We start from the raw sequence: 16,538 nt of genomic DNA on the forward strand, positions 1-16,538 counted from the left end.
CACGTCAGTGTGACTATTTGACTGCGTCTTCAGCGACGGATTGAAAAGTTTTATCCAGTTCCGCGGCAATGTCCTGCAAGGCTTGCCCGCCTTCCGCCATGTAAGGGTCAAACACGAAACTGGGGGTCTTGTAAGACAGGGTTGCGGTTCCGTCCTCGTTCTCGGTGACATAGAAACGGATCGGTGCTTCGATCATCGCATTGGTAGAGGTTTCCAGCACCCTTACGGCGTAATCGTTGTTGAACGCGCCAATCACCATGTTACCCGGAATGGTGATCCCGCGCGCCGCAGCTGCCTTGGTGGGTCCAGCCTGCGTCACCACTATCAATCCGTTGTCCTTAATCGCAGCCTTGGTTGCATCGACCAGTTCCGAGTAGGTCTTATCCGCAGGAAACACAGCCCATCCGGCCGGAACGTCCTGCGCCCAAACGGGTAAAGCGATCAGGCAAAGCAAGGGAATGAGGGCTTTCATTGTCACGTATCCTGTATTGAGGTGCAACCTGTGTGCCAGACCTGACCGACCCGCGACATCACAAACCCGTGTTCATGTGCCCGTGCGTTACTTCCGTCGAGCCTTCAATAGGTAGATATCCATGATCCAGCCATGTTCGGCGCGGGCTTTCGCCCGGGTCTCAAGGATATTCTGCGCAACCTCATCCAGCGGGCCACTGATCAGAACCTCTTCTTTCATACCCACATAGGCGCCCCACCAGATGTCATAACTTGCCAAATCAAGGGTTTGGAACGAGCATTCGCCGTCCAGCATCACAGCGACGTTCGAGGCCGCATCAGGCCAGCCTTCATCCCGGATACGACGACCGGTTGTGACAACGTAGGGCGCGCCCAGATCATTGATCGGAATCGCATGGGCAGCGGTCAGCGCCTGCAACGCGGTGATGCCGGGGATAACCTTGGTATTTGGTTGCGGGTTCAATCGTGCAGCGATGCGCAGTGAGCTGTCATAGAGGGACGGATCCCCCCAGATCAGCAACGCGACATGCTGCGCCTTTGGGTGCGCGGCAATGGCCGCTTGCCAGCGCAGGGCGATGGCGTCGTGCCATTCATCGACACCGCGCAGGTAGCCATCGTCGGCCCGGCGCTGGGGAATATCGAAATAGGCGATCTGTGGCGGCGTTTCGGCGACACGCTCGATGATCGCTTCACGCAGCCCGGCCAGATCAGCCTTGTTTTCCCCTTTGCGCGGAATCAGGATCAAATCCGCCGCCCGGATGGCTTGCGCGCCTTGAAAAGTTACATGATCCGGATTGCCGGTGCCGATGCCGATCAAGCTCAGATCAATCATCGTCGAACTCCGCCAGCGGACCATAAAGGATCAGCGCCGGTGCTTTGCCAATCTCGGTTTTCAGCTGCTCTGCCAGTGCGCCAATCGTGGCGCGTTGCAGTTTTTGGTCGGGAGTCGAGACGGATTCGGCCATAAGCGCCGGAGTATCCAACGGCAATCCTTGCGTGTGCAGGGCTTCGACCAGCAGGGGAAAGGTGCGCTTGCCCATGAAAACGACGGTCGTGGCCTGTGGATCGGCCAGCGCCTTGAGGTTCAGGTCGTCGGGCAACTCACCACTGACGTCATGGCCGGTCACGAACTGGACCCGCCGGGCCGTGAGCCTGCGCGTCAATGGAATGCCTGCGGCCGCTGCCGCTGCCACTGCTGAGGGGACGCCGGGAATAATCTCATAGGCGATACCAGCTGCGCGCAGGGCGACAAGCTCTTCCTCAAGCCGTCCGAACATACCGCCGTCGCCTGATTTCAGGCGCACCACATGCTGACCGGACTGCGCGTAATCCACCAACAACCGGCTGACATGGTCCTGCTTGGGGGACGGACGACCGGCCCGCTTTCCGACGCCAACCAGATCCGCATCGTCGCGCGCATGGCTCAGGATCGGGCCGCTGCTGAGATCGTCGAACAGGATCGCATCGGCCTTTTGCATCCGGTCCACCGCCTTGAGTGTCAGCAGTTCCGGATCACCGGGGCCAGAGCCGATGAAAGAAACAAAGCCGCTCATGCCGACGCCTCCGCAATCAGGTGAAAGAACGTGCCAGTGACATTGCCACGCAGTGATCCGGTTTGCGGACCTTCTTCCCCTTCGGCGTCAAACACGCGTGCCAATGGGGCGTCCGGTTGATCCACGATCGAGGAATAGTGGAACTCGTGCCCGCGCAAGGCTGCGCCTTTGGCAAAGCCGGGCATGGGGGCCAACAACTCGGCTTTTCTGTAGCCAAGATTGAACTTGCGCTTCTGGTAGGATGTGACGAGCCCCAGCAAGCCGGCCATTTCATGTTGCACGCCGTCCTTGTCGATCAGCGCCTGACCAAGCGCCATGTAGCCGCCGCATTCTCCGTGCACCGGTTTTGTTTCCGCATGTTTACGCAGTCCACTCAGAAAGGTGGTGGCCGCCGCCAATGCTCCGGCATGCAATTCGGGATACCCGCCAGGCAGCCAGACCAGATCGGCATCCGCCGCCGGAGGTTCGTCTGCCAAGGGGGAAAAAGGCAGGATCTCGGCACCCGCATCGTGCCACCCTTGCAAAAGGTGGGGATAGGTAAAGGAAAAGGCGGCATCACGGGCCAGCGCGATTCGCTGGGCCGGGGGCTGCGGCAGCGCGGCTGACGAAGGTCCGCTGGGGCCTGAGGAAGCTGCCCGCTTGATTGCGTCGAGGTCCACATGTTCTCTCAAGAACGCAGCATAGCCTACAATGGCGCTTTCCAGATCGGGGTGTTCAACCGCCTGAATAAGTCCCAAGTGCCGCTCGGGCAGGGTCAAGTCACCACGCCGGGGCAGGACGCCCAGAACAGGCAGGCCCGCGCGCTCCATCCCCAGACGGGTCAGGCGTTCATGGCGGGGGCTGGCGCATCGGTTCAGGATCACTCCGGCAAAGGGCAGGTCAGGATTGTACATCCTGAACCCCAGCGCCGTTGCCGCCGCTGATTGTGCCTGCCCGCCCACATCCAACACAAGTACAACGGGCCAGCCCATGCGCAGGGCGGTCTCGGCGCTCGAACCGTGCCCGACTTCGCCAGGCTTTGCGACACCGTCGAACAAACCCATCGAGCCCTCGGCCACCACAATGTCAGCGCCTTCGGCCTGAGCAGAAATTGCGCCGAGCAGGGGATCTGCCATCGCCCAGCTGTCCAGATTGAACGAAGCCCGCCCGGCAGCCGCCCGGTGAAAGGCGGGATCGATATAATCCGGCCCGCTTTTAAAGGGTTGCACGGTCAGGCCATCTTCGGCCAGCGCGCGCAAAAGGCCCAGCATGACCGTCGTCTTGCCGGTACCCGAAGAGGGAGCTGAAATCAAAATACCCGGAGGGTTAGTCATCACCATGGCTCCAGCTTGACCAAGGGCTATCTGCACTTTGTGGGCGATAGCGGCGGTCGTAATCTCTGGAATAAAGACAGCTTTCGTCAAAACCCTCACCGGCCAGCGCGGGGCCTACCATGATCAAAGCGGTGCGCGAGATGCTTTCGTCCAGCGACCCTTTCAGGGTTTCCAGCGTTGCGCGGATGATCTTTTCATCCGGCCAGCTTGCGCGATACACAACGGCCACCGGGCAATCGGCGCCATAAGCCGGGGTCAGGTCTGCGATAACCTTGTCCAGATTGCCGATTGACAGATGAATAGCCAAAGTCGCGCCGGTACGGGCAAAATTCACCAGCGTTTCACCTTCGGGCATGGATGACGCGCGCCCCGGCGTCCGGGTCAGAACCACCGATTGCGCCAGTCCCGGCAGGGTCAGTTCGGTGCCCAGGGCCGCTGCCGCGGCGGCAAAGGATGGTACGCCAGGGGTCACACTGACCGGAATGCCCAAGTCTTTCAGGCGGCGGATCTGTTCGCCCATCGCCGACCAGACTGACAAATCGCCCGAATGCAGCCGCGCCACATCCTGACCCGCTTTATGCGCGACTTCGATCTCAGCCATGATCTGGTCCAGATTCATGGGCGCAGTGTTGATGATTTTTGCGTCTTTGGGGCAGTGGCTCAGAATTTCCTCGGGCACCAGTGATCCGGCATAAAGGCACACGGGGCACGAGGCGATGATGTCGCGCCCACGCAATGTCAACAGGTCTGCAGCGCCCGGTCCGGCGCCGATGAAATGAACGGTCATGTTTGTCCTCCGATGGCGATGGCGCAGGTGGCCAGCCGGTCGTCCGAAATGTGTCTGGGTGAAAGCAGCCGCGCGCCGGACCCGGCGGCGGCAAGGGCGGATGCTTCGGCTACGCTGCCGGTGCCATAAGCGGCACGGCTGCGGTTCGAGCATGACAGGGTGCGTTGTCCGGCCAAATCGGCAGCCGCCACGAAATGCAGCGGAAGGGCAAGGCTTTCCGCAAAGGCCGCCAGCGCAGAGTGGCCGCTTTTGTCGGCAACCGTCGCTAGCGCTTGGACATCATGGCTGGCCGCTGCCGCGTCATAGGCGGCGCGCAAACTGTCTGCCGTCGCGTCTGATGAAAAGCCCAAGCCTGCCACGATCATAAGGTCACGCTCCACTGCACGACCGGATAGGCAGATTTCCAGCCGCGCCGCGGTCCGAGCGGTGCAGAATGTGCCAGTTCGATCCGCAACAGGTCTCCGCCCAGGTCTTGGTGCCATCGCGCCAACAGCGCTTCGCTTTCCAACGTTACCGCATTGGCGACCAACCGGGTGCCAGCGGGCAGGGCGTCGCGAAGCCACGCCAGCAGACTGGGGCTGAGCCCACCGCCGATGAAAACCACGTCCGGCAGGGGCAAACCGGGCAGCGCTCCGGGCGCGGTACCGTGGACAACCTGTAACCGATCCTGCCCCAGCGCGTCGGCATTGCGACGAATGCGTTCGGCCCTGTCAGCGCGGGGTTCGATACTGGTGGCGGTCAGGGTCGGGTCGCACATCAGCCATTCAATACTGATCGAGCCGGTGCCACCGCCAATGTCCCACAGATGCTCACCCCTCTGTGGCGCCAATGCGGACAGGGTCAGCGCCCGGATCGGGCGTTTGGTGATCTGGCCGTCGGTTTCAAAAAGATCATCCGGCTTGCCCGAGGCCTTGGACACAGCCCGCCCAGTGCCGGTCACTTCCAACCCGACGCAGACAGGATGATCGAAGGTTCCCAGCAGAGCTTCGGTCAGGCTCACTGTCTGGACGTTTTCACGCGGGCCGCCGAGGGCCTGCATCACATGCAACGCGCTGTCGGCAAATCCGGTTTCGCTTAGATATGTCGCCAGTTCAGCAACCGCCTTTCCGTCACGCAATAGCGCAATGGCATGAAGTCCCGGGGCCAGATGCGGTCGCAATCGGGTCAAAGGCGCAGCGTGCAGGCCAAAGGTCAGCGTGCTTTCCAAAGGCCAGCCCAGCCGCGCAGCGGCCAGCGAAAATGTGGACTGGCCGGGCAGGGCGGTCCACTCGTTGGCATCGAAGTTACGCGCGATGACGGACCCCGCGCCAAACCAGAACGGATCACCTGACGCCAGAACCACCGTCTGCCGTCCGCGCAGGCCTTTCAGGATCGGCAATCCGTCCGAGAACGGCACCGGCCATTCGACGCGCTCAGCCTCGTTTTCCGGCAGCAGCGACAGGTGACGAGGCGGCCCCATGATCACTTCGGCCCGGTCCAGCACTTGACGGCTTGCAGGCGACAGGCCATCAAACCCATCTTCGCCCAATCCCAGAACGGTCAGCCACGGAGTTTCAGACATGCCCAACCTCCTGATTCTTGGCGGCACGACCGAGGCCAACGCTTTGGCCAAAGCTGTTGCGGAACAAGGGATTGCGGCTGTGTATTCTTATGCGGGACGGGTGGAAACCCCGCGTCCGCAGCCGTTGCCGGTGCGAGTTGGCGGGTTTGGCGGCCCGGAAGGTCTGGCCCAATACATCCGTGAAAACGCGATCACCCATGTCGTGGATGCGACCCATCCATTTGCGGCGCAGATGAGCCGGAACGCGATTGAGGCGTGTCACACAACGCAGGTTCCACTGGCCGCCTTGACCCGCGCGGCGTGGAAGCCGCAACCCGGCGATGTCTGGCACCGCGTGCCCGATATCACTGCCGCCGTCGATGCGCTTGCAGGTGATCCGCAGCGTGTGTTTTTGGCTGTCGGACGTATGCACCTTGAAGACTTTGCTGCTCAGCCCCAGCATTACTACCTGCTGCGCCTTGTGGATGAGCCCGACACTTTGCCCTTGCCCAACGCAGAGGTGGTCGTGGCCCGGGGTCCTTTTACAGAAGCTGATGACCGTGCGCTGATGCAGCAACACAGGGCGCAACTTGTGGTGTCCAAGAACGCGGGCGGCTCGGGTGCGCGTGCCAAGCTGGACGCAGCGCGGGCGCTGGGCCTGCCAGTGCTTATGATCGACCGCCCTGTTCTGCCTAAGCGGACCGAGCTTTCGACTGTCGCACAGGTTCTGGACTGGCTGTCTCATCCCTGATCCTCGACCGGGGTGAAGCGTGGCGTATAGACGATCGGCGTGCCGTGGCGTTCGATGACCCGGGTACGCGACGAGCCGACAATGACCACGGTCTGCATATCCGCCATCTCGGGCGTGGCCTCGGCCAGTGTGGAAATCCGGATCACCTCATCCGCTCGTGACACGGCGCGTGCAAACAGGATCACTCGCTCGGGTTCACATTCTTCGCGCAGGATTTCCAGTGTCTTTACAAAGCCTTCCGGGCGAGATTTCGAGCGGGGATTATAGAAGGCCATCGAAAAATCGCCTTGCGCAGCTAAGCGCAGGCGCTTTTCGATCAGCGCCCATGGCTTTAGGTTATCACTAAGGTTGATGGCGCAGAAATCATGCCCCATCGGAGCGCCTGCGCGCGCGGATGCGGCCAGCATCGCCGTGATCCCCGGCAGTACATCGATCTGAAGGTCACGCCATGCTGTTGGGCCATTCTCCAACGCTTCGAACACGGCTGCCGCCATAGCAAACACACCGGGATCGCCCGAGGACACAACAACCACCCGCCTGCCTTCGGAGGCCATTTGCAGCGCGTGTTGCGAGCGGTCGATTTCAACCCGGTTGTCACTGGCGTGCAGGGTCAGGCCGGGGCGGTCGGCCACGCGGGCCACATAAGGGATATAGCCCACTACATCGGTGGCGTCGGCCAAAGCCGCTGTAACTTCAGGGGTGACCAGAGCCTCATCCCCCGGACCAAGGCCTGCGATCTTGACCCAACCGCTCATGGTCGCCGCCCCTGACCGTGCACAACGATGATCGAGAAATACGGGGTGATCTTCTCGCAGGCTTCGGACAGCTTTGTCACCGTCTGGTTCGGCATTTGCGCATATTCGACAATCCAAGCGCGGTCGTACAGCCCGGAGGTTTTCAGTGCGCGTTTCACCTTGTCGATGTTCCGCCCGATTTTCATCACGACCAAAGCATCTGTCTGCGCCATACGTTCAGCCAAAACCTCCTCGGGCAGAGTGCCAACCAGCACGGTCAGCACATCATCGCCCCATGTGATCGGATCGCCCGTGGCCGTCCACGCACCGGACATGCCGGTGATGGCTGGCACAACCTCGACCGGAGCTTCGTCACGCAACCGATTGTAAAGATGCATGAACGAGCCGTAGAAAAACGGATCGCCCTCACACAGGACCACCACATCCTCGCCCTGTTCCGACAGCGTCTTAAGGTGCGCTGTGCACTCTTCATAGAATGCGGCCAGCAACTCGTTATAACGCGGATCGGTGACCGGGATCTCGGTGGTCACAGGGTATTCCATCGGGAATTCAATCGCGCCTTCGGGGATCATCCCGTTGACGATTTTGCGGGCCTGACCGCTGCGACCCGGTTTGCGAAAGAATGCCACATGCTTGGCGTTGCGCAGCAGGCGATCAGCCCGGACGCTCATCAGATCCGGATCGCCGGGGCCAAGGCCCACACCGTATATGGTGCCCATCTTCATTCTGCCCGGCTTGCAATGGCGTTGATGGCCGCCACGGTGATGGCGCTGCCGCCCAGACGACCTTTGACAATGCAGGACGGCACCGGTTGCGCCTGCCATAGCGCATCTTTGGATTCCATCGCTCCGACAAATCCGACCGGGCAGCCGATGATCGCAGCAGGGCGCGGGCAATCCGGGTCTTCCAGCATGTTCAGCAAGTGAAACAGCGCGGTGGGCGCGTTTCCAATGGCGACCAGAGCACCTTCCAGATGCGGACGCCAGAATTCCAGCGCAGCGGCAGAACGGGTGTTGCTCATCTTGGTGGCCAGAGGGCGCACGCGTTCGTCATGGAGGGTGCAGATCACCTGGTTGTCGGCAGGCAGACGGAAGCGGGTCACACCTTCGCTGACCATGCGCGCGTCACACAGGATCGCCGCGCCGTTTTCCAGCGCCGTGCGTGCGGCCTGCACAAATCCGGGTGAGAAATGTACAAACTCCTCCAGCCCGACCATGCCGGCGGCGTGGATCATCCGAACGGCGACCTGCTCTTCATCGGTATCAAAGCGGGCCAGATCAGCCTCGGACCGGATGGTGGCAAAGCTTTCCTTGTAGATCGCCGCGCCATCAGTTTCGTATGTATAGGGCATCAGGTGAAGTCCATAGTCATGAGTGTTTCCGGGTCGAGCCCGCGTTGGCTGGGCTCATCCCCCGCGCGGCCCTGTTTGACAAGATCAAATCGCCCGTTGTTGCCGACCACTGTGATCTCGGCCGGGCCCATATGGGCGCACCCCTTGGCGCAGCCCGAGACATGCAGACGACCGTGAATGCGCCGAGCCAATGCACGGGCGATGTCGCGGGTTTCCACCTGCGCTTGCGGGCAGAACGGCGCGCCGGGGCAGGCGTCGGTTGTCATCATCGGATCGGCTCCGTCCATGACGAAATCCGGGGAGGGTATCGCCGCCCCGCCTTCCAGCAGGATCAGCCGCCACGGTGTGACACGCAAGGCAGAAGCGCCGCTGGCTTCGATCAGTTCACAAAGCTTGTGCGCAGGCAGCGAGCCGAAAGCCGCGCCGTAGAGAGCACCCAGTTCACAGGGGCCGGGTTGCAGTTTTTCACCGAAAGGACCGGGGGCAAATCCCTGCCATTCCTGTGGCAACGCGTGGGTGACCCGCGCCATGCGACGTGTCTCGGCCGTGTAAGTCTCAGAAAACCACAGGGCCAATGCGATCACGTTGTCAATGGCGTTATCCTCGGTCACAGACCGCCCGGTTTTGCAGCCGTCGGCGCGCAGGATCGGACCGCCGGCACCCAGCTCCAGACGAATATCTGCAGAATCCGAGGCCAACAGGCGCTTCGGGCCTGTATCTATGGCAAAACCAAACTTAGCGGGCAGAGCAGGCAATTCGGCCAGTCGATCAATCAACTCCAGTGTCAGCCGCGCGGTCAAATCGCCCGCCTGATAGAGCGGAGTGACCAGAATATTGCGGCGTACTTCGATGCCGGGTTCCGTATCAAGCAAGTTCAGCGCTGCAAGTTCCACAAGCAACGGCTGGTGGTCGCGCTCATCCACGCCGCGCAGTTGCAGGTTGGCACGATTGGTCAGGTCAATGGTGCCGTTGCCGAACCGTTCAGCCAGTTCGCACAAACCAATAGCCTGCCTGGCACTCAGTCGCGCCAGACGCGGACGGACCCGCACGACCAGCCCGTCGCCTGACATCATCGGGCGATGTGCGCCAGGGCACCAGCCTTGAACGATAGGTGCACTCATCCCAAACCCTCCAAGTCGGCACGGATCGAATTCCGGCGTGTGTTCCAAAGCCCCGCTTCCAGCAATGCACGGAACCTGTCTTGCATGGCCTGATGGGCCTTCGGGTTGGCCTCTTGCAGAAAGGCATCAACGGCCTCATTGCCCAATGTGGCTTCGTGGTAGAGATCAAATAGATGCGGAGCGACGGTTCCGGACAGATGCGCAAAAGAGGCCATGTGATCCAGCGTCGCAGCAATCTCGGCGGCGCCGCGAAAACCATGGCGCTGCATCCCCGCGATCCAGCCAGGGTTGGCAGCACGGGCATGAACGACGCGGCTGATTTCTTCCGGCAGAGTCCGGGCGCGCGGATTATCGGGGTTGGTGTTGTCCAGATGGTAAAGCTGCGCGGATCCGCCGACGAATTTCTTGGCGGCGGCAAAACCGGCCTCATGCGTGGCATAATCGTTGGCCAGCAGCAGGTCAGTTTCCGTCAGATCCTGGAGGTGAACAAAACTGTCGGCATTGGCGACACGATCCGTGATTCCCTCTTTGTCTTGCGCAACGTGCTCACCTTCCAGCGCGTACGAGCTGGCCTCCAGCCATGCCTCCCCGGCTTGGGTGCGCGCTTCGTCCGTATAGGTCTCGGACAGATGGGTCATGTTCAGGCCGTAACTGCCGGGTGCCGGGCCAAACACCCGCGCAGCCGGGGCGTGACCGGCATAGGGGTTCCAGTCGGTCGCTTCATCACGCTCTGACAAAGCCCGGACCGCCTGACCATAAAGGGCTGACAACGTAGGGAACACATCGCGAAACAAGCCTGAAACCCGCAGGGTGACGTCCAGGCGCGGGCGGCTCAGGTCGGTGATGGGCAGCACTTCGATACCCGAAACCCGCTCGGACCCCTTGTCCCAAACCGGCTTTACACCCAGCAGGTGCAGGGCCATGGCGAATTCTTCGCCCGCCGTGCGCATGGTGGCCGATCCCCACAGATCGACAATCAGCCCTTTCGGGTAATCGCCTTCCTCCTGCAAGTGTCGCCGTACCAGTTCCTCGGCCAGTTTCACACCTTGCGCGTAGGCTGCGCGGGTGGGCACAGACCGAGGATCGGTGGTAAACAGGTTTCGCCCGGTCGGCAGCACGTCAGAGCGGCCCCGATAGGGCGAGCCGGACGGGCCAGCCTCGATCCGCTTGCCGGCCAGCGCATTGATCAGGGCCTTGCGTTCGGCATGGGCGGATGGGGCTGGGTCGAAACTGCCGGTCACATCCGGGACACGCCCATAGACGTGCAGCCCGTCGCCAAACTGACTTTCCTTGATATCGCAGACAAAGCGGTCGATGCGGGTGATTGCTTCGGCGGTGCTGGTGGCCTGGTTCAGGCCCAGATCGTGCTCCAGCCCAATGGCTTGCGCCTCATCCCGGATATCTTCCTGCAACCGGTCACGGCGTCTGGGGTCAAGGCCGTCCGCGTTTGAGAACTCGTCCAGCAGGGCTTCCAGCCGCACCATCCGGTCAGGCGTTCCGCTTTCTTTCATGGGGGGTGGGATGTGGCCCAGGGTCACGGCGCTGATCCGGCGTTTGGCCTGCGCGGCCTCACCCGGGTCGTTGACGATGAACGGGTAGATCACCGGCAGGTCACGGATCAGCGCCTCGGGCCAGCAGTCTGCTGATAGGGCGACCGATTTGCCGGGCAGCCATTCCAGTGTGCCATGCGCACCGATATGGATCAGCGCATCCGCGCCAAGACCTTTGCGCAGCCACAAATAGAAGGCCACATAGCTATGGCGCGGGGTACGCGAAAGGTCGTGATAGTCGTCATCACGCAGTTCGGGTGTTCCGCGCTCTGGTTGCAGTGCGACCAGCGCCTTGCCGCGTCGCAAAGCCGTGAAGTGAAACGCGCCCTGAGCGAAAGTTGGGTCTTGCTCAGGATTGCCCCATACGGTGTGCAGATCGGTGCGCAGGGTTTGGGGCAATTCAGCGAGTGCGCTCAGATAATCCTCAAGCGGCCACGATATCCGGGCGTCCAAGAGTGCGTCGGCAACCGGATCGCCAGCCGCGATGTCGTAGCCTTCACCGCAAAGATCAGACAGCATCGCCTCAGCCGAGGCCAGCGCGTCGAGACCAACCGCATGGGCCATTTGCCAGTCTTTGCCGGGATATGTGGACAGTACCAACGCGGGGATCTGGTCTGCCTTGGGTTTGTCATTCAGGGCAAGCCAGCCCGATACCCGATCGATGATCGCCTCGATCCGGTCCGACTCGGCCCGATGCGCAAAACGGGAGTATTCCAAATGCGGATCGCGCTTGCCCGGTTCTTTGAAAGAGACAACGCCTGCCGATATTCGCCCGTCCACTTCGGGCAATACCACATGCATGGCGAGGTCGGCGGGTGACAGGCCGCGTTCGGCCTCCGCCCAGGCCTTGCGTCGCGAGGTGGCGAGAGCGACCTGAAACACCGGCACATCCGCTGCGTCCAGAGGCGACGTGCCGGACGCGCCCTTGCCCGAGAATGAAGTGGCGTTGATGATCGCCGACGGTCGCAAGGCGACGACCTGTTCCCTGAGCCAGTCGGCAGCGGCTGGGGTCTTGAGCGACGGGGCAAACAGACCCACCGCCTGAAGCCCGCGGGCGCGCAGGCTGCGGATCAGGGCCGCGACCGGGGCGGTGTCTGCGGATGTCAGATACGCGCGATAAAAGGTGACAAGGATGCGTTTCGTATCGTTCTGGAATGCGGAACCCACCGGGACGACACCCTGATCTGGACACCACGCACCGCATTCGGGCAGGGTTTTCGCGCCCATTACTGGCCCGGCATAAAGCCCTGCTGCCAAGGCCATCTGGGCCAATGCGGCCTGCGCGGCGACTTCGCCGCCGGTGTCACACAGATGTGCCAGCCGCCTCAGGGTCGAGAGGGGCAGGGTCGAATACTCATCCAACCGAGTGTCTTCACGCCCATCCGCCGGTAAAACGGCTAACGCGATGCCTTTGGCTTGCGCCAGTGCCAGAACCTGTTGCAGCCCGTAAGACCAATAGGGCACGCCACCTATCAGACGGATCAGGATGCCCTTTGCGCCCTCAAGTGTCTGTTCGACATAGGTATCGACGGACAGAGGGTGCTTCAGCGCCGCAAGATTGGCCAGCCGCATCGTGGGCATCCGCCCCTCAGGCCCGCCGCCGCGATGCCAGCCCGCCGCGAAAGCGCCCAGGTCACTGTCGGAAAAGGACAGCACAACCAGATCACCCGGGCTTTGGCCCAGATCGGTTGGGGTCTCGGTTTCCTCGAGCCCGTGGCTTTCGCGAAAGACGACGTGCATGACTTACTCGGCAACCTCGGTCACACCCACGAGGATATCACGGATTTCGGCTTCTTTGATGTCGTCATGCTCGGCAATCACGACCAGGCGCGAGCGGCGCTCTTCACCGGGCTCCCACGGGCGGTCGTATTGGTGACGAACCCGCGCGCCGACAGCCTGAACCAGCAGGCGCATCGGTTTGCCAGCGACGGCGGCATAGCCTTTGACGCGCAGGATATTCAGCTCAGTCGCAAGACGTTCGATTCTGGCTACCAGTTCCGCAGGGTCGGTCTGTTCCGGCAACTCGACGATGATGCTCTCGAAATCGTCATGCTCATGATCGTGATGGCCATCGTGATGTGACGGGCGCGCGTCCATGTCATCTTCGACGGCAGCCTCAAGGCCAAGCACGACACGTACGTCGACGACACCCTCGGCGACCTCGACAACGGGAAGCGGCCGCGGTGCCTCGGCGGCGATGATCTGTTTGGCTTTCGCGACACCTTCGGGACCTGCTAGATCGGGCTTGGTCAGCAGGATGATATCCGCGCACGAGATTTGATCTTCGAACACCTCGGACAAGGGTGTTTCGTGATCGATCGAGTCATCAGCCAGCCGTTGGGCATCCACCGCTTCAACGTTCGGAGCAAAGCGACCGGCGGCCACAGCCTCGGCATCGGCCAGCGCAATCACGCCATCAACGGTGATTTTCGAACGGATATCAGGCCAATCAAATGCTTTCAGCAGCGGTTTGGGCAGTGCAAGGCCGGATGTTTCGATCAGGATGTGATCCGGGCGCGGTTCCAGCGCCATCAGCGCCTCGATGGTCGGAATGAAATCATCAGCCACGGTGCAGCAAATGCAGCCGTTTGCCAGTTCCATGATGTTTTCCGCAGGGCAATCCGGTATCGCGCAGGATTTTAGAATGTCACCATCAACACCCACATCGCCAAACTCGTTAACAACAATCGCAAGACGCTTTCCCTGCGGGTTCTGCATCAGATGACGCACCAGCGTGGTTTTGCCCGAGCCCAGAAAGCCGGTGATCACGGTGACGGGAAGTTTTTCTAGGTTCGACATGATCTCAGCCTCCAATCGGGGGAATGCGCGAGGCGCAGTTTTTGCGGAAATGTTCAGGACGGTCGCGCCACTTCACCAGACCATCGTCTGTGGCCAGATACTTGGTCACACCATCGATGATGACATCGACGTGATCGACTTCGTTCAGGTTCTCGTAAACAAAGGTCCAGCGATCCGGCCCGCCCCGAAGAACGATGGAACAGCCCTGATCGCAGTTCGAAAGGCATTCGACAGGTTTCAGAATGATGCCATCTGGCAGGGCTGCCTGTTCCAAAGCCTTGTGCAACAATGTGCCGGGACGCTCAGCGTCATCCTCGACGGGCAGACCCCGGCGGCAAGTCGTGCAGACCAGTAGTTCTACCGGTGCGGTCTCGGTCATGTCTCTCATCCCCCCAAATCCTCTTCGCGGGGGACGGGGTTTCATGCGGGCACCACGTCTGCACATGGACCCGACACCGGAACACCCCGCCCGGTTTCAACTTCGGGTGTTGGCAGGTCTCCCGGCTTGCGGATGCCAGAGCGGTCGCTCTGTCGGATGTCCCGCCTTCCCGGCACAGGCCAGTGGCATTGGGCATCCTCTCCGGTCACGGTCGCGGGGGCGGCTGCGTTTGGCGGATGAACCGTTGACGCATTCCCTTTTCATCGGCTGTTGCCGACACCAACGTCCGGGACATGCGGCACCGCCGACCCGCTTGTCAAGCGGTTCGCGCGCAACAAATAAGCCAAGGTGAAAAAAGCGACCTGTAGGCGTCGTTCGGCGGCATGAAGAATGTGTTCGGTATGTGGTCGCATGACGGGAAAACGACGAACTTGGAGATGCGTCATATGAAAGTGGGATTTATCGGTCTGGGTAACGTAGGCGGCAAGCTTTCGGGATCCCTTTTGCGCAACGGCATTGATCTGACTGTTCATGACCTGAACGCGGATCTGGTGGCCGAGTTTGTCGCCAAAGGTGCAAAGGCGGCTGAGGGGCCCGCCCAGTTGATGCGCGATTGCGATGCGGTGATCACCTGTCTGCCGTCTCCGGCAGCATCGGACGCAGTTATGAAGGAGATGTTGCCCGAAGTGGGCCCCGGCAAGATCTGGATGGAGATGTCGACCACAGACGAGGCCGAAGTCAAACGCCTGGGAGCCGAAGTCATATTGCGCGGCGGTGCGGCCGTCGATTGCCCGGTTTCTGGCGGGTGCCACCGTGCCGCGACGGGCAATATCTCGATCTTTGCGGGCTGTGACCGGGAAACGTTTGAACGAATTCTGCCGTTCCTGACGACAATGGGCCGCCGGGTTTTGCACACCGGCGAACTGGGTTCGGCCTCGGTGCTGAAAGTGATGACCAATTATCTTGCCACCGCCAACCTGATCACCTGCGCCGAAGCACTAGTTACGGCAAAGGCTGCGGGGATGGATCTGAACACGACCTATGAGGCGATCAAAATCTCGTCCGGCACGTCCTTCGTGCACGAAACCGAAAGTCAGGTCATCTTGAACGGGTCGCGCGATATTTCCTTCACCATGGATCTGGTGAAGAAGGATATCGGTTTGTTTCAGGAGGTCGCCGACCGCGCCGGGGTGCCGCTGGAAATAAACCCGGTGATGATCAACATCTTTAACGATGGTATCGCACGATATGGCGAACGCGAGCTTTCACCAAATATTATCAAACGGCTGGAAGAGGCAACCGGCCTGGATATCACCGCCCCGGGCTTTCCAGCCGAAATGACGGATGATGAACCGGAAGAGCCGGGATACGAGGTTGTGCCACAAGGGCGCGCCTGAGGGTAAGGCAAACACCAGACTACATCGCGCCCCGTGAACGAGCAGGGGTAGGCAGGTGTTCCGAAAAAACACGCCATATCTGGCCCGCAGTTCGACAGAATCGCGGGCCATGAACGTCTGAAAATACCAAGCGTCACACGCGCGTACTGCGGGGCCAAGTCAGCGATTAGGATGTAGTTGGAGGCGAGTACCGGAATCGAGACTTCTTAGTAAAATACAATAAAAACAACGTGTTGAATTTTCTGTATCCTCCAGAGGATGCGCCTTATATCCTCCAAACTACCTGCGGAAGTTCGGGTTAATGCCTTCGGTGACAACCCCGCGTAAGTCCAATAGGCTCAAAGAGTACGACCAAAGCGGGAGTAGGTGAGGTGGACCAAGCGCAGTTCGATCAGATGATCGCCAAGATGAACGCTGAGACCACGAGGCTCATCGATGAGACCGCTAAGATCAATAGCAGAAATCCTTATGCTGAGATGGCGATTGGCTCTGAGGTGACGCTGGCCATTGTCGTTATTCTAGGTTTGGTCACCTAACCTCAATCTTTGGGTTGTCGCACAACTGCTTTCTTACCGGTGATTGACTCGATGAGTCTCCTGCTGTGAGAGGCTATTTGATTACTGTTTCCCGCAGCATACTCGTTGAACTGCCTTACGTGATCGGGGGGTTCTTTAGGCATTATGGACGTGTCGCGGTTTGCTGCCGCTCCTTTGATAGCATTTATTGCAGCAAAGGAGACGAACTATGGGACTGAAACGGACGGACGAATTT

General features: G+C 60.7%; 17 protein-coding genes and 1 riboswitch. Of the genes, 3 read left to right on the forward strand and 14 right to left on the reverse strand.

What is annotated here, in order from left to right:
* Positions 1 to 13: 13 nt before the first annotated feature.
* The 7 genes from ACR0J7_RS17095 to cbiE form a co-directional block, all read right to left on the reverse strand.
* Positions 14 to 472, reverse strand: coding sequence for a DUF302 domain-containing protein (locus tag ACR0J7_RS17095; protein WP_480915060.1), 459 nt, complete (start codon positions 470 to 472; stop codon positions 14 to 16).
* 87 nt (positions 473 to 559) lie between these two features.
* A complete protein-coding gene (gene cobF / locus ACR0J7_RS17100; protein ID WP_480915062.1) occupies positions 560 to 1,303 on the reverse strand; it encodes a precorrin-6A synthase (deacetylating) in 744 nt (247 codons plus the stop codon).
* Positions 1,296 to 2,024, reverse strand: coding sequence for a uroporphyrinogen-III C-methyltransferase (gene cobA / locus ACR0J7_RS17105; protein WP_267363673.1), 729 nt, complete (start codon positions 2,022 to 2,024; stop codon positions 1,296 to 1,298). Before cobA ends, cobF begins: the two co-directional genes overlap by 8 nt.
* Positions 2,021 to 3,343, reverse strand: coding sequence for a cobyrinic acid a,c-diamide synthase CobB (locus ACR0J7_RS17110; protein WP_480915078.1), 1,323 nt, complete (start codon positions 3,341 to 3,343; stop codon positions 2,021 to 2,023). The genes cobA and ACR0J7_RS17110 overlap by 4 nt, the downstream gene beginning before the upstream one ends.
* Positions 3,330 to 4,124, reverse strand: coding sequence for a precorrin-4 C(11)-methyltransferase (gene cobM / locus ACR0J7_RS17115; protein WP_480915064.1), 795 nt, complete (start codon positions 4,122 to 4,124; stop codon positions 3,330 to 3,332). The genes ACR0J7_RS17110 and cobM overlap by 14 nt, the downstream gene beginning before the upstream one ends.
* On the reverse strand, positions 4,121 to 4,489 hold the full coding sequence (locus ACR0J7_RS17120) for a cobalamin biosynthesis protein (RefSeq protein WP_480915066.1): 369 nt from the start codon (positions 4,487 to 4,489) through the stop codon (positions 4,121 to 4,123). The genes cobM and ACR0J7_RS17120 overlap by 4 nt, the downstream gene beginning before the upstream one ends.
* Positions 4,486 to 5,685: a precorrin-6y C5,15-methyltransferase (decarboxylating) subunit CbiE gene (cbiE, locus tag ACR0J7_RS17125; protein ID WP_480915068.1), complete on the reverse strand. Its 1,200-nt coding sequence runs from the start codon at positions 5,683 to 5,685 to the stop codon at positions 4,486 to 4,488. Before cbiE ends, ACR0J7_RS17120 begins: the two co-directional genes overlap by 4 nt.
* On the opposite strand from cbiE, the gene ACR0J7_RS17130 reads away from it, so the two are divergent.
* The gene (locus ACR0J7_RS17130; protein ID WP_480915070.1) at positions 5,684 to 6,415 is read left to right on the forward strand and encodes a cobalt-precorrin-6A reductase; all 732 of its coding nucleotides are present in this window, start codon (positions 5,684 to 5,686) and stop codon (positions 6,413 to 6,415) included. The two genes, cbiE and ACR0J7_RS17130, sit on opposite strands and share 2 nt — an antisense overlap.
* Here ACR0J7_RS17130 and cobJ read toward each other — a convergent pair.
* From cobJ to ACR0J7_RS17165, 7 genes are read right to left on the reverse strand one after another with little or no spacing between them, the layout of a single operon-like run.
* Positions 6,406 to 7,170 carry a precorrin-3B C(17)-methyltransferase gene (gene cobJ / locus ACR0J7_RS17135; protein WP_480915072.1) on the reverse strand — a complete coding sequence of 255 codons (765 nt, stop codon included), beginning with the start codon at positions 7,168 to 7,170 and terminating at the stop codon, positions 6,406 to 6,408. The genes ACR0J7_RS17130 and cobJ overlap by 10 nt on opposite strands.
* A complete protein-coding gene (locus tag ACR0J7_RS17140) occupies positions 7,167 to 7,895 on the reverse strand; it encodes a precorrin-2 C(20)-methyltransferase (protein WP_209503323.1) in 729 nt (242 codons plus the stop codon). The genes cobJ and ACR0J7_RS17140 overlap by 4 nt, the downstream gene beginning before the upstream one ends.
* On the reverse strand, positions 7,892 to 8,521 hold the full coding sequence (locus tag ACR0J7_RS17145) for a precorrin-8X methylmutase (RefSeq protein WP_480484225.1): 630 nt from the start codon (positions 8,519 to 8,521) through the stop codon (positions 7,892 to 7,894). The genes ACR0J7_RS17140 and ACR0J7_RS17145 overlap by 4 nt, the downstream gene beginning before the upstream one ends.
* Complete coding sequence (locus ACR0J7_RS17150) at positions 8,521 to 9,642, reverse strand: cobalamin biosynthesis protein CobG (protein WP_480898082.1); 1,122 nt, start codon at positions 9,640 to 9,642, stop codon at positions 8,521 to 8,523. The genes ACR0J7_RS17145 and ACR0J7_RS17150 overlap by 1 nt, the downstream gene beginning before the upstream one ends.
* Positions 9,639 to 12,932 (reverse strand): cobaltochelatase subunit CobN, encoded by a 3,294-nt coding sequence (cobN, locus tag ACR0J7_RS17155; RefSeq protein WP_480915074.1) that lies wholly within the window; start codon positions 12,930 to 12,932, stop codon positions 9,639 to 9,641. The genes ACR0J7_RS17150 and cobN overlap by 4 nt, the downstream gene beginning before the upstream one ends.
* A gap of 3 nt (positions 12,933 to 12,935) precedes the next feature.
* Positions 12,936 to 13,991: a cobalamin biosynthesis protein CobW gene (cobW, locus tag ACR0J7_RS17160; protein WP_480484222.1), complete on the reverse strand. Its 1,056-nt coding sequence runs from the start codon at positions 13,989 to 13,991 to the stop codon at positions 12,936 to 12,938.
* Between the two features lie 4 nt (positions 13,992 to 13,995).
* Positions 13,996 to 14,370, reverse strand: coding sequence for a DUF1636 domain-containing protein (locus tag ACR0J7_RS17165; protein WP_267363658.1), 375 nt, complete (start codon positions 14,368 to 14,370; stop codon positions 13,996 to 13,998).
* A gap of 94 nt (positions 14,371 to 14,464) precedes the next feature.
* A riboswitch (cobalamin riboswitch) is annotated at positions 14,465 to 14,669 on the reverse strand.
* 102 nt (positions 14,670 to 14,771) lie between these two features.
* Here ACR0J7_RS17165 and ACR0J7_RS17170 point away from each other — a divergent pair.
* A complete protein-coding gene (locus ACR0J7_RS17170) occupies positions 14,772 to 15,767 on the forward strand; it encodes an NAD(P)-dependent oxidoreductase (RefSeq protein ID WP_480915079.1) in 996 nt (331 codons plus the stop codon).
* A 371-nt stretch (positions 15,768 to 16,138) separates the two neighbouring features.
* Entirely contained in the window at positions 16,139 to 16,303 is a 165-nt protein-coding gene (locus ACR0J7_RS17175) for a hypothetical protein (RefSeq protein WP_480915076.1), read from the forward strand.
* Positions 16,304 to 16,538 lie beyond the last annotated feature (235 nt).

The sequence above is a fragment of the Ruegeria sp. O4 genome (genome assembly GCF_056535125.1).